The sequence below is a fragment of the Streptomyces sp. NPDC127197 genome, assembly GCF_042672405.1.
GTDB lineage: Bacteria > Actinomycetota > Actinomycetes > Streptomycetales > Streptomycetaceae > Streptomyces > Streptomyces flavusporus.
The window spans coordinates 268,024-280,203 of the sequence record NZ_JBHXVG010000008.1 but is presented as its reverse complement, the minus strand read 5'-3'; the positions used below and the strand labels follow the sequence as shown (position 1 = coordinate 280,203).

Annotated in this window: 9 protein-coding genes; 2 read left to right on the top strand and 7 right to left on the bottom strand. The window is 73.2% G+C overall.

Going from position 1 to position 12,180, the window contains the following annotated elements; all coding sequences use genetic code 11:
• Positions 1-3: 3 nt before the first annotated feature.
• The 6 genes from ACFVJQ_RS15985 to ACFVJQ_RS15960 are packed head-to-tail and all read right to left on the bottom strand — an operon-like array spanning position 4 to position 9,287.
• The gene (locus tag ACFVJQ_RS15985) at positions 4-891 is read right to left on the bottom strand and encodes a hypothetical protein (RefSeq protein WP_385784330.1); all 888 of its coding nucleotides are present in this window, start codon (positions 889-891) and stop codon (positions 4-6) included.
• A gap of 15 nt (positions 892-906) precedes the next feature.
• Positions 907-1,626: a class I SAM-dependent methyltransferase gene (locus tag ACFVJQ_RS15980; protein WP_385784255.1), complete on the bottom strand. Its 720-nt coding sequence runs from the start codon at positions 1,624-1,626 to the stop codon at positions 907-909.
• A complete protein-coding gene (locus tag ACFVJQ_RS15975) occupies positions 1,623-3,074 on the bottom strand; it encodes a condensation protein (protein ID WP_385784252.1) in 1,452 nt (483 codons plus the stop codon). The genes ACFVJQ_RS15980 and ACFVJQ_RS15975 overlap by 4 nt, the downstream gene beginning before the upstream one ends.
• Complete coding sequence (locus tag ACFVJQ_RS15970) at positions 3,071-7,366, bottom strand: DUF3367 domain-containing protein (RefSeq protein WP_385784249.1); 4,296 nt, start codon at positions 7,364-7,366, stop codon at positions 3,071-3,073. The genes ACFVJQ_RS15975 and ACFVJQ_RS15970 overlap by 4 nt, the downstream gene beginning before the upstream one ends.
• Complete coding sequence (locus tag ACFVJQ_RS15965) at positions 7,363-8,103, bottom strand: bifunctional 2-polyprenyl-6-hydroxyphenol methylase/3-demethylubiquinol 3-O-methyltransferase UbiG (protein ID WP_129800943.1); 741 nt, start codon at positions 8,101-8,103, stop codon at positions 7,363-7,365. The genes ACFVJQ_RS15970 and ACFVJQ_RS15965 overlap by 4 nt, the downstream gene beginning before the upstream one ends.
• A complete protein-coding gene (locus ACFVJQ_RS15960) occupies positions 8,100-9,287 on the bottom strand; it encodes a glycosyltransferase family 4 protein (RefSeq protein ID WP_385513100.1) in 1,188 nt (395 codons plus the stop codon). The genes ACFVJQ_RS15965 and ACFVJQ_RS15960 overlap by 4 nt, the downstream gene beginning before the upstream one ends.
• Before the next feature lie 332 nt (positions 9,288-9,619).
• On the opposite strand from ACFVJQ_RS15960, the gene ACFVJQ_RS15955 reads away from it, so the two are divergent.
• Positions 9,620-9,772, top strand: coding sequence for a hypothetical protein (locus tag ACFVJQ_RS15955; RefSeq protein ID WP_385513101.1), 153 nt, complete (start codon positions 9,620-9,622; stop codon positions 9,770-9,772).
• A 2-nt stretch (positions 9,773-9,774) separates the two neighbouring features.
• Positions 9,775-11,082 (top strand): PucR family transcriptional regulator, encoded by a 1,308-nt coding sequence (locus ACFVJQ_RS15950; RefSeq protein ID WP_385513102.1) that lies wholly within the window; start codon positions 9,775-9,777, stop codon positions 11,080-11,082.
• On the opposite strand, the gene ACFVJQ_RS15945 is transcribed toward ACFVJQ_RS15950, so the two are convergent.
• Positions 11,016-12,131 (bottom strand): MBL fold metallo-hydrolase, encoded by a 1,116-nt coding sequence (locus ACFVJQ_RS15945; protein ID WP_385784244.1) that lies wholly within the window; start codon positions 12,129-12,131, stop codon positions 11,016-11,018. The two genes, ACFVJQ_RS15950 and ACFVJQ_RS15945, sit on opposite strands and share 67 nt — an antisense overlap.
• Positions 12,132-12,180: the final 49 nt, after the last annotated feature.

Here is a 12,180-nt window from a genome sequence, read left to right as displayed (position 1 = left end):
CTCCTAGGCGGTGAGGGGTGGTTGGGGTGCCGTATCGTGCTTCGGCATGCTCAGCAGCACCGTGACCGCCAGCGCCGTGCCCGTCAGCCGCAGTGCCAGCCGCAGCGGGTCGTCCGGCAGTGCCTCGCCGAACGACAGCGTTCCGAGCACCGCCGTGTACAGGCAGGTCACCGTCGTGCACACCGGCACGATCAGCGAGGCCCGGCAGCGCTGCAGCGCGGCCTGCGACATGACCAGGCCGAACGCGCCGGTGAAGAGCAGGAGGTACGGGTACGGGGAGCGCAGTACGGACAGGAGTGCGCCGGCCGGGTCACTTGTCGTCCAGTAGCCGGAGACCCCCTTGATCGCGAGCGAGCTGACCCCGTAGAGCAGGCCCACCGCCACCCCGTACTCGACGCCGGTCGTCGGCAGCCGGTGGCGGCGCAGGGCCCGGCGTTCGGCCGCGCGGTACAGCCACACGCCGGACGCCAGCGACGGCACGCACAGCAGCAGGACCAGGGCGTAGGGGGCTTGCCGGCTGACCGTGTCCGTGGCCTCGTCCAGCGACAGTACGACCATCAGCAGGGCGGCGAGGATCGCAGCCAGTGCATACCGCTCCCGTCCGCTGGTCTCCTCGCCCAGCAGCCGGGCGGAGAGCAGTACCAGCAGTACCAGGCCGGAGACGAAGATGCCCTGGGCGGCGGCGATCGGCAGGGTGCGGTAGACGATGAGCTGGGCGGCGAACCCGGCCGCGAGGGCGAGCGAGCCGCCGATCCACAGCGGGCTGCCGAGCACCAGGCGCAGCAGGCGGCCGGGGCGGCGGACCGTGACCTCGGGCAGGGCGGCCAGCGCCCGCTTCTCCAGTACGAACCCGCTGCTGTACAGGACGTTCGCCATCAGGGCCGCGGCCACTCCCCACCACACGGCCTATGTCCTTCGCGCGTGCAGGAGCAGGATCGAGGCGAGGGGTGGTCTGGCGCAGGCCAGCCGGTCCAGCGGTCGCAGCGGGCGCGGTACGCCGTGGAAGGGCGCTCCGGTAAGTCGTACGACCTCGAAGCCCGCCGCCGCGACGAACTCCCGTAGCGCGCGGGCGGTGTACAGCCGCAGGTGTCCGACGACCTCCCGGCCGGGGCGGCCGTGGATCGCGCGCAGGCTCACCTCGGAGAAGACCGGCTGGACGCCGACGGCCAGCAGGGCGCGGTTGTACCAGGCGGCCAGGTTCGGGGTGGACAGCATCAGATGGCCGCCCGGGCGCAGGACGCGTCGGATCTCCTCCAGGGCGGTGTCCGGGTCCACGAGGTGTTCGATCACCTCGCTGAAGAGGACGGCGTCGGCGGAGCCCGTTCGGAAGGGCAGTGCGGTCAGTTCGCCGCGCACCGCGTACGGCAGCCGGTTGCAGGCGCGGGTCAGGGCGTCGTGGGACCAGTCGACGCCGACGATGCGGTGGCCGGGGAGGAGGGGGGCGGCGGTGGCGGCCGCTGTGCCGTCTCCGCAGCCGATGTCGAGGACGGTCTGGGCCGTGTCGGTGCCGAGGGCGGCGGCCAGCATGCGGGCCTGGCGGAGGCTGCGGGGGGTGCCGGAGGCGACGGGGACGGCGGGGTTCTCGTAGAAGTCCCGCAGGTTGCCGGGGGGTGCGGTGGTGGTCATCGGGTGACCTCCGTGGTGTGCAGGTAGTGCTCGAACAGGTCCCGCAGATGGGCGCCGTCGCCGTGGCTGAGCAGGGTGCGGGACCAGCGCAGCGCGAGGTGGAGGCGGCCGGCCGTCGATGCGGTGGTGACCGTGAGGCCGCGGGGCATACGGGCGGGGGCCGAGAACCAGACCGCGTGGGCGCGGCCGGCCTCCTCGCCGAAGTCCAGGGGGTACGGGACGCGGCCGATGTTGCTGAGCAGCGTTGTGGACGTCCAGGGTGCTGCGGCGCGGCGGAGGCCGCGGGTGAGGGCGGCGCGCCACGGGACCGGGAGGACGGGCGCGGTCAACAGGGCGGCTCCGTGGCCGAGTTGGGGACGGGAGAGGGACTTGAGAGCGCGGGTGCGGGTTGCCGTCCGGCGGAGCAGGGTGTCCATGTCGGTCGGGGTCAACTCGTCTGGGGAGAAGGGGACTTCGACGAGGCGGGTGCCGTTGCCGATGGGCATCGTCGTGTCGCGGGGGCGGTTGTCCACCGGCATGGTGATGCGCAGGGGGCGGATGGGGGTCCCCCCGCTCGAGCGAAGCCGAGAGTGGGGGAGGGTGCCGTGTTCGCGGTTCCAGTGGGCGATCGTCAGGGCGGTGGTGACCATGAGCTGGTCGTTCACCGTGTAGGGGGAGCCCTTGGGGCGGTGGGGGAGGGGGAGGTCGGTGACGAGCATGCCGTTGCCGGGGGAGGGGGCGGGGGTGCCGGGGGCGACTCTTGCGGGTGGGGTCCAGTTGGAGGGGGTGTCCGGGGGGACCTGGGGGGTTTCGGGCGCGCGTGCGGGGGGTGCGGTGGGGGAGTTGTCCACGCCGCTGTACAGCTCCGCTGCGGTGGCCAGGACGCGGAGGCAGGCTGGGCCGTCCAGGGCGGTGTGGTTGATGGTGAGGAAGAGGACTGTGCCGGTGGGATCCTGGGGTGGGGTACGCAGCCCGGCGTCGCGGGGTGCCGCTGCGCCCACCCTCCCCCACTCTCGGCTTCGCTCGAGCGGGGGGACCCCCATCGCCCCGGCGGCACGACTGCCCGCAGCTGAGTCGGCACGACTGCCCGCAGCCACGTTCGCGACCACTTCAAGGCGTATCGGTGGCGACAGGGACAGTGGTGGTGCCTCCGTCAGCGCGCGGATCCGGGCGTCCCGTAGCGCATCCCGGGTCGGCGGCGGAAAGCTCACCACCTCCACGTCCGGCTCCCCGGTCAGCTCCCACTCGTAGCGCCGTCGGTACCACCGCCCCGGCGCCTCCCGCATCAAGATGCGGGGATGGCGTTGCAGGGCCTCCGTGAACGCCTTGCACAGGCGGGGTGGGTCGAGGGGGCCGGGGAGGTGGACCTCGATGTGGACGGTTTCCGGTTCCTCGTCCTGGAGGCAGTGCCGGGCCACCTCGTCCACGACCGGGAACGGGATGCGTGCCGGGTGTTCGACTGCCGTCATGGGCGTTCCTCTCCCCCCTGGCCGAACTGCGGGTTCCCCGGACCGCGCGCGGAGACCGTCGGGCCGGCGTCGGGCTGAGGGGCCGGCTCGCGCTGGGGGACCGGCCCGTGCTCGCCCCGTCGGCGGTGTGGCAGGGGTTGCGTCGGTGGCTCGGAGGTCCCCGGCACCGGTGGCAGCACCGCCGTCGTCCCCGGCGCTCCCCGCTCCCGTACGCTCACCAGGGCCGCGAACAGGCCGATCAGGGCGAGCAGTTGGGCCGCCGGTCCGAACGCTCCCGTGCCGTGCGCCACCGGCTGCCCGGCGCCCGTCGCCGCTGCGATGCCGGCCCCGGCGAGCGCCACGAAGGCGATCGGGACGAGCAGGGCGTGCCGCCGGTACGCCAGCACCGCCAGGGCCGGGACCAGGAGCGCGAACCACCCGGCGATCACGATGCCGACCACCGTCAGCGCCGCCGTGCCCAGCCACAGGCCCGGCGCTCCGGGCACCGGCTGCGGCGGGTCGGGGTTGGGGGCGCGGCGGCGCCACAGGACCAGGGCCAGCAGCGCCGCCATGCCCACGCCGCTGCCGATGAGGGCGGCCTCGTAGGGCGTCGACGGCTCGTACGTCAGCTTGACCGTGCCGCTCGCCCCGGCCGGGATCCGCCAGCCCTGCTGCCAGCCGTCCAGCCGGACCGGGGTGAGTTCGTCGCCGTTCAGCGTGGCCCGCCAGCCGTCGTTGAAGTTCTCGTACGTCGTCAGGTACGAGGCCGCGCCCGAGCCGACGCTCACCTCGCGCAGGTCGCCCAGCCAGTCCCGTATCTCCAGGTCACGGTCGGAGGTCACGGGCTCGGTCACCGTGCCGCGGGTGAGGGTGACGTCGGTGAGGACCAGCGGGCCGGCGTCGCCCGCCTCGACGCGGTGCGTGCCCCGGGTCAGTTCCAGCCCGTCCGACGGGCACACCGACACCTCGACCGGCCGGTGTTCCGCCAGGTCGCGTACGGTCCCCTGCACGCTCGTGCGGTACAGCTTCCCGTCCACGGCCAGCACCGGCCCTTCCCCGCACGGCAGCGAGAAGGTCCGTTCGGGCTTCGGCTGCGGGGTGCGGTAGCGGTCGAGGGCCGGGAGGTACGCCTCCGTCAAGCCCACCGGGAGTTGCAGGTCCTCGTCGACGACCGGGTTGTGGAGGGTCAAGGGGGCGGTTTCGGTGATGGTGATGTCGAGGCGGTCCGTCGTGATCGGCGGGAAGCGGACCCAGCCGTTCTCGTCGACGCCGGCGGTGGCCGCGCCGTCGGGGGAGCTGATGTGCACCTCCGTGGGGCGGGTGGACAGGCCGCCCGCCGGGGCCAGCACCAGTTCGCTCACCGGCTGCTTGGCCGGCCAGCGCAGGTGGATCGTCGGGCGGTCGCCCGCGATCCATGCCGTCGTCAGGTCGCCGTCGGTGAGGTTGCGTGCGGACAGGCCCGTGCCGAGTCGTGCTGTGGAGTCGGCGGTCGCGGTGATGCGGTCCTGCTGGTCGGGCGCGATCTCGTAGAGCAGCCGGTCGAGTTCCTCGCCGGGTATCGGCACCGCGCTCGCCTTCACCTCGTACGTTCCCGCCGTGCCCGTCGAGAAGCGGCGGTGCAGGCCCGCCTCGGTGCCGGTCGGGGACGTGCCGGTGGGGTCGGCGGTGCGGTGCAGGGAGATGAGCTCACCAGGCGTCGCTTCCGACGCGTCCGTCGGGAGCCGCAGCATCCGGGTCACCTGTACGTCCGGCAGGGTGATCTCGGCGAAGCCCGCGCCCAGCAGACCGGCCCGGCGCTCCACCGAGTCGACGATCGTCAGCTTCATCCAACTCGTCGCGCCGGCCGGTGCCTTGATGCGCTGGGTCATGCCGTTCGGCTGGAGGAAGCTGGTGACGGAGCCCCGCTCGGTCTCCACCCGCACCCGCGTCGGCGCCGCCCGCACGCTCTCCTGCGGCAGCGGCGTGACCCTGAACGACGACGGCATGTCGTAGTCGTCCGTGAAGCCGATGCGCAGCCACTGCCCGTTCGGTGTGCCGTCCGAGCCCTCCGTCCAGGCGGTGTCCGGGTTGCCGTCGAAGGCGTTCACCGGGTCGAACTGCGGGAGATGGAAGAACCAGCTGCCGTACGAGGACGCCGTCACCGAGCGGGCGCCGCGCAGTTCGGCCACCGTCTGGTGGCCGGTGCCGGTCACCGGCAGGATCTGGTGCGGTGGCTCGTCCGCGTCCTGGTAGGCGTCCGGGGCGTTCCGCTCGTCCCGGGTGTACGTGTACGAGGTGTTGGCGTTGACCAGGCCGAACCGGGTGTCGGCGCGGCGCAGTCCGTCGCCGACGACCTGGAGCTGCGGGGAGCCGAGCCCGGGGTGGTTGTCGCCGGTCAGGACGGTGGCCCGGCCGCGCAGTTCGGAGGCGAGCGGCAGCAGGGACTCGGGGCCGCCGGAGACGACGGCCGTGTCGGCGACCGGGTACAGCGTGGCCTGGCCGGGCCGGGGAACGTCCTCGCCGCGCGGCTGGTAGATCTCCACCGCCCGCTGCCGGGGGTAGAGGCCCTCGACCTGGAGCGGGGTGTCGTCGGCGATCCGCCCGCCGGTCATGACCGGGCCGAGGCCGGTCACCCGCTGGTAGCCGGACTGCTCCAGGGTGCGCTTGACGGTCGTCGTCGGGACGGCGCCGATCTGGTCGGGGTCGAGGTCGTTGCGTACGACGACGTAGTGGATCCCGGCGCGGCTCAGATAGTCCGCCAGGCCCGGCACTTCGCCGCCGGTCAGCAGCGCCTGTTCGACCGCGTCCATCGCGCGCCGGTTGCCGGGGGTGCCGAAGGGGACGTAGTCGCGCTGGGCCCAGCGGGAGTCGGCGAGGACGTCCAGGGGCTGGTCGATGGTCGAGCCCCAGGTGTGGATGCCGTGCGCGGTGGCCGGGACGACCAGGGCGCGCGAGTCGGGGGAGTACTTCTCCAGCCAGTCGGCCGTGGTCTGCCAGTACTTGGGGAGCTCCTGGAACGAGCCCGGGTTGAGGATCGATCCGTTGAGGTACGGCCACAGCAGGCCCGGAAGGATCAGCACCGCCGCGACCAGCGGTGCGAAGCGGCGGCCGGGCACGGGGCGGGCGCCTCGCGGTTCGGCGGCGACGGCGACCAGGTGGGCCAGGCCCAGCACCAGCGCCAGGGCCAGACCTGTCTGGAACTTGTAGATGTTCCGGAAGGGTGCCAGCCAGCCGTTCAGCCAGTCCTGCACGGTGTCGTGGAAGGGCGCGCCGAAAGCCCCGCCGTACCCGGCGAGCAGGATCAGCGCCGCCGTCAGCACGGTCAGCACCAGCCACCGCCGCTCCGGCAGGTCCCGGCGCGCCAGCCCGGCCAGGCCCAGCCCGGCCGCGCACGCCGAGCAGAGGATCACGACCACCGAGGACGCCACCGCCCACCCGGCCGGCAACCACGCCTCACCGAAGTGCAGATACGCCACCCAGTTGCCCGCGCCGCGCAGCGCCTCCGGCGCCGACATCGTGGCCGTCGTGGTCTGCGAACTCTCCACATAGGGAAGGAAGTTCTCGCCGTACACGCCGAGCAGCAGCAGCGGGATCCACCACCAGGCGGTCGCCACCAGCATGCCCGGCACCCACCAGGCGATCAGCTTGCGCTGCCGTGGCCCGGGCGGGCGGGACAGCAGGTACAGGCCCACCGGGAGCAGGGACGCCAGCGTCGAGGCCGCGTTCACACCCCCCATGAACGGGACGATCAGCGCCGAGCGGATCGCCGCGACCCGTGCGCTGTACCGCTCGTTCGTCAGCGGCAGCAGCACCCACGGCAGGAACGCGCCGGGCAGCGCCGCCGCCGACGTCGAGCCGACGACGGTGGTGAACACCGGCCACAGCGCGTACGCCGCTGCCGCGAGCAGCCGGGACGTGCCGTTGCCGATGCGCAGCCGCTCCGCCAGCCGCAGGGCGCCCCAGAAGGCGACGGCGACGATGATCGACATCCACAGGCGTTCCGCCAGCCACACCGGCAGGCCGGCCGTGCGGCACAGCCAGTGGAACGGCAGCATCGGCCACAGGTAGCCGACGTACTGGTCCTGGATGCCGCCGAAGCCGCCCCGGTCGTGCCACAACTGGCCGAGATCGGCGAGGAACTGCCCGGGGTCGACGGTCACCCCGAGCTTGGTGTCGAAGGTCTGCCGGCCCGGCTGCACGGCCAGGAACAGCACGAGGACCACGGCCCAGAACCCCAGCAGCCAGCGCCGCGACCGCGGGCCCTCCGGGGGACCCGCGGTGGTCGCGGTGGTGGGGACGGCTGCCGGAGGAGGGGCCTGGACCGTGGTCGTCATGGGGGACACCGCCGGAGGATGAGGAGGAGGTTCCAGGTGGCCAGCTCACGGAGGCCGGGGACCTTGACGACGGCCTCCGTGAGGAACGGCCAGTAGCGGGAGCGCGCCGTGACGACCGTGACGTCGTCGCGGGCGCGCACCTGCCGCAGGGTGGGGCCGATGTGCACGGCGAACAGGTTCTCGCCGAGGGTGTGCTTGGCGTCCTTGCCGGTACGGCGGCGGTAACGGGCGCGGGCCCGTTCGGCGCCGAGGTAGTGCCAGGGCGCCCACTCGTGTCCGCCCCACGGGGACAGCCAGTTGGTGAACGACACGTAGATCAGCCCGCCGGGCCGGGTGACCCGCGCCAGCTCGCTGAGGAACGTCTGCGGATCGGCCACGTGCTCCAGGACGTTGGAGGAGAAGGTGACGTCGGCGACCCCGTCGTACAGCGGCAGCAGATAGCCGTCCGCGATGACCGTCCCGTCGGGCGGCTTCTCGCCCAGCTCGCGTACGTCCGGCTCGAACAGGTAGGCCTCGGCGCCGCGGCGCCGGAACTCCTCCGTGAAGTGACCGCTGCCGCCGCCGACGTCCACGACGGTGCGGCCGGCGAGGGGACCGTCGTAGGCCTCGACCTGGTCGGCGGCGTCCCGGGCGAGCAGCGCGTAACAGGCCTCCGGGTCGTCCTGCTCGCGGAGGAAGGCACGGAAGAGGGCGAGGGACCGGCGTATCGACGGGTCCTTGAGGCCGGTGCCGGTCACGGCTCCCAGCCCCTCACCGCCTCCGCCGCAACTGCGCGGAACTGCCGGACCGTCCGATCCCATCGGTACCGCGCCGCGTGTTCACGGGCCGCCTTGCCCATCAGCTCCCGGCGGTGCGCGGACAGCGCAAGCGTGCACCAGGCGGCGGCGAAGGACGACTCGCCGTGGGCGAGGACGCCGGTCTCGCCGTCGATCACCGAGTCCCGGAGGCCGGGCACGTCGAAGGCGATCGTCGGCGTCTCACGGGTGGCCGCCTCGGTCACGACCAGGCCCCAGCCCTCCACCGCCGAGGGATGGACCAGCAGCCAGGCCGCGCACAGCAGCCGGTGCTTCTCGGCGTCGGAGACATGGCCGGTGAACTCCACGTCCGGGCCCGCGAGCCGCTCCAGCCGCTCGCGTTCCGGGCCGTCCCCGACGATCAGCAGCCGGCCGCCGGTGACCGGCCGGACCCGCTCCCACAGCCGTAGCAGCAGGTCGATGCGCTTGTACTCGACGAGCCGGCCCACCGCCACGAACAGCGGCTCGGGCGAGCGGTCCGCCCGCGGACCCGGCTCCTCCACGCCGTTGTGCACGACCCGGATGCGTTCGCGTTCCACGCCGATCGCACGCAGCGCGTGGGCCGTGGACGGGGACACGGCCACCATCAGGCTGCGGGCCTGTGCCCCGGTCAGCGCCCAGTGCTCGAGTCTTCGGCCGATCCGGGCGGCGGGGGCGAGCGGCCCGCCGAAGCGCATCTGCCACAGATCGGTGTGTACGTGGTTGACCAGGCACAGCGTCGGGCCGCGATGCCACATGGGCGCGAGGTAGGGCATGCCGTTGCACACCTCGACCAGCAGGTCGCAGTCACCGACCTGACGGGCGAAGGCGGAGCGGGCGCGCAGATAGTGGCCGTAGGCGCCGCCCGCCGAGACGACCCGGTAGTCCCGGATGGGGGCACCTCCCGCTCGAGCGGAGCCGAGAGTGGGGGACGCGGGGCCGCCGCATAGCAGCGTGACCTGGTGGCCCAGCCGGGTCAGACCCTCGGCCAGCCGGTCGACGAGCAGCTCGGAGCCGCCGGCCGCCGGATTGCCGAGGTCCCGATGGGCGAGGAAAACGATTCGGCGCGGGGGTGGGGGAAGCGCCGAAGGGTGCTGCTGCGGCCGGGGGAGCTCGGTGCGCAGCGGCGGCGGTACGTGCTGGGGCATGGGTGCTCCAACTCGTCTCAGGGTGCGGAACTCAGCGTGGGGGGAAGGACGTGCGGGAAGAAATAGTCTCTGTGCTGTTCCTGCGTGGGGGCTGTGGACGGGTTGTGCTCGGGGTGGGTGGACAGTTTTCGCCCAGGCGTTCGCCACGGCTACTCACCGGCATGACAATTTCGGCGCTTGTTGTAGCTGACGTCACGTCACAAAGTGAGCCTCGGCCGATACCCACCCTTGACGCCGTGTGAGCGCCCTGTCGAGACTGGGCTCCGAACGGCAGGGGCGGGGCACCGGGGTGGGACGACCTCCGGACTCTGGACGAGAGAGGCAGACCCCGCATGCCCAGACTGCTCGCCGCCACCGTGACCGTCGTGATCGCCGCCGCCCTCGCGGTGGGCGCCGCGTTCGGCATCGTCGCGCTGCTCGAGTCCACACCCGAGCAGCCCAACACGCCCTTGATCACATACGAGCAAGCGGGCCAGGGGAGCTGACCGTGGCCGCCCGTCCGGCAGCGGTCACCGCCCGTTCCGCCTGGCACGACGTGCCCCGGCTCCAGGTGCGCCGGTTCGCGGCGATCGCCATGGCCGAGGCGCCCGCGCTGGCCGAGGAGATCCTCGGCGAGATCCGCCGCGAGTACCCGCACCTGCCCGTCGTCCTGGACGAGAGCGGCGAGCCGATGGCCCTGGTCGGCATCCGCCGCGCCATCGAGGTGTTCGTGCAGCACCTGGAGCACGCCGACTACTCCACGGGCCGCCCCACCGTCCCGCCCGGCGTCTTCCAGGACTTCGGCCGCGGCGAGGGGTACAACGGCCGCACGCTTGACTCCCTCCAGGCGATCTACCGGATGGGCGTACGCCTGGCCTGGCGCCGGTTCGCCGACATCGGGCAGCGCGTGGACATCCCGCCGCCCGCGATGTACGAACTCGTCGACGCCGGCTACGAGTACCTCGACGGCCTCGTCGACCAGTCCGTACGCGGCTACGCCGAGGCCGCCGCCCGCCAGGCCGGCGAACGCCTGCGCCTGCAACGCCGCCTGATGGAGCTGCTGCTCGCCGAACGCCACCGCGGCGACCCCGCCGACGCCCTCGCCGAACGCGCCGCCCGGATCGGGTGGACGCTGCCCGAGAAGGTCGCCGTCGGGGTGCTGCTGCGCCCGGCCCGCGAGGCGGTGGCACCGGCGGTCGGGCAGGGCGTGCTGCTCGACCTGGAGTACGAGCAGCCCCGCATGGTCGTCCCCGAACCGGACGCCGCCGGCCGGGGTGAACTGCTGCACCGGGCGCTGGGCGGCTGGGCGGGCGCGATCGGACCGCCCGTGCCGCTCGCCGACGCCGCCAAGTCGCTGCGCTGGGCCGAGGCCGCCGTACGCCTGATGGAGCGGCGGCTGCTGCCCGCCGGTGAGGTGCTGTTCTGCACCGAGCACACCGAGGCCCTCGTCCTGCTCCAGCCGGAGGAACTGATCGACGACCTGGCGCTGCGCTGTCTGGCGCCGTTGGCTCATTGCGGCCCCACTCATGGGCGGAGACTTGCGGAGACGTTACTGGCGTGGCTGGAGACGAGGGGCGGCGCGCCGGAGGTGGCGGCACGACTCGGCGTCCATCCCCAGACCGTCCGCTACCGGCTGCGGCAGATACGCGAACTCTGGGGCGACGAGATCGACGACCCTGACCGGCGCTTCGAACTGGAACTGGTCCTGCGGGCCCAGCGCCTGCGAGGCGAGATCGGCCGGGGCCGCACTCAGCCCCGTCGGGCGCCCACCGGCAGGCGGGCCAGGTCGCGGCCCACCACCACCCGGCCGGAGTAGCCCTTGCTCGCCTTGGTGTGCCAGGTCGAGTCGTCGACGATGTTCGTGGCACCCGGGACCAGATGGCTCAGCACCAGCGTGCCCACACCGGCGCGTTCGGCGAGCGGGCCCACCCGGGTCGCGTCCGTGTGGCTGATCTCCATGTGCCGCAGCTGCGCCGGCTTCAGCCCGCCCAGCGCCAGCGTCTCCAGGTCCATCACCTCGTGCACCAGCACGTCCGCGCCCCGGGCCAGCCGCGCCACGTTCCCGCACGGCGCGGTGTCGCCGCTGAACACGACAGACCCGTCCGCGGTGTCGAAGCGGTAGGCGAACGACGGGAACACCGGCGGATGCTCCACCAGCACCGCCGTGACCCGCACCCGGTCGTCCCGCATCACCTCGAACGGCTCCATCGGCGGCGCCATCAGCTTGCGCGGCCCCGCCGCCTTCGGCAGTGGGAAGCGCACGTCGTGCGGCCGGATCAGCGTGCGGATGTCGGGCCAGCCCTCGCTGCGCATCCGTACGTTGATGTCGTACGCGGTGGCGGCGATGTGCCCGGCGATCAGGTCCTCCGTGCCGGGCGCGGGCTCCGACGGGCAGACGGTCCGCACCGAGCGGCCCTTCGGCCAAGTGGCGGGGAGGTTCCCCGCGGAACCGGGCCCGTAGACGTGGACCGGATCGCCCAGCGGCTGGTACCCGCCGAACCGCAGCCACAACAGGGCGTACAGGTCCGACAGATGGTCGGAGTGGAGGTGGGTGACGAAGATCGTCGTGAGCTGCTCGGCCGTCAGCCAGGCCTGCGCGTACCGGCCGAAGATGCCGGGGCCGCAGTCCACGAGGTAGGCCCGGCCGTCGACGACCAGCGCGGACCCGATACCGGCGCGACCGTGCATGGGGACGGGACCGCCGCTGGTACCGAGCAGGACCAGCTCGGTACCGCGGCTCGGCTGGGGAGCGGCGTTCGCGGGGGCGGGGTGCAGGGGGACGGCGGCAGCGGCGGTGAGTGTGGAGGCGGCAGCGGCGGTGCGCAGGACCGTCCGGCGGGTGGGGGCGTCGGGGCGTGAGGGCATGGCGGATCCCAAGGGGGTGAAGAGGTGGTACGGGAGGCGGGTACGCGGT